The sequence below is a fragment of the Bacillus sp. EB106-07-01-XG149 genome (genome assembly GCF_058791555.1).
Map to the genome: position 1 here is coordinate 1 of NZ_JBYTDP010000023.1, position 656 is coordinate 656.

Below are 656 nucleotides of genomic sequence, written 5' to 3' on the forward strand. Positions count from 1 at the left end.
AAAGTTAGTTTGTCTAGCATCTAAAAATAAAAATTGACGTTTCACGTTGTTTGTTTCGTTCAGTTTTCAAAGAACTAAAAGCGGGTGAAGAGAATCGAACTCTCGACCAGAGCTTGGAAGGCTCTTGTTTTACCACTAAACTACACCCGCGTGGTCGGGAAGACAGGATTTGAACCTGCGACCCCCTGGTCCCAAACCAGGTGCTCTACCAAGCTGAGCCACTTCCCGTTATGGCGCGCCCGAGAGGAGTCGAACCCCTAACCTCTTGATCCGTAGTCAAACGCTCTATCCAATTGAGCTACGGGCGCTTATTCATGATGTTTTTTCGTCGTTGTATTTTGGCGACTCAATTATCTTATCATACTACATTTTCAAATGCAAGTACTTTTTTGAAAGATTTTTTGATGCGGCCGAGAGGACTTGAACCTCCACGGGGTTTCCCCCACTAGGCCCTCAACCTAGCGCGTCTGCCGTTCCGCCACGACCGCGCGGAAAAAACAAAAGTGAGCCATGAAGGATTCGAACCTTCGACCCTCTGATTAAAAGTCAGATGCTCTACCAACTGAGCTAATGGCTCGTAAATGGCTGGGCTAGCTGGATTCGAACCAGCGCATGACGGAGTCAAAGTCCGTTGCCTTACCGCTTGGCTATAGCCC

General features: G+C 48.2%; 5 tRNA genes. All 5 read right to left on the bottom strand.

Annotation, left to right across the window (positions count from 1 at the left end):
* Window positions 1-79: 79 nt before the first annotated feature.
* Window positions 80-150, bottom strand: a tRNA-Gly gene (locus AC3WTA_RS28435).
* Between the two features lies 1 nt (window position 151).
* A tRNA-Pro gene (locus AC3WTA_RS28440) sits at window positions 152-228 on the bottom strand.
* 3 nt (window positions 229-231) lie between these two features.
* Window positions 232-308: transfer RNA gene (locus AC3WTA_RS28445), tRNA-Arg, on the bottom strand.
* Between the two features lie 97 nt (window positions 309-405).
* Window positions 406-488: transfer RNA gene (locus AC3WTA_RS28450), tRNA-Leu, on the bottom strand.
* Between the two features lie 16 nt (window positions 489-504).
* Window positions 505-577 (bottom strand) — tRNA-Lys (locus AC3WTA_RS28455).
* Window positions 578-656: the final 79 nt, after the last annotated feature.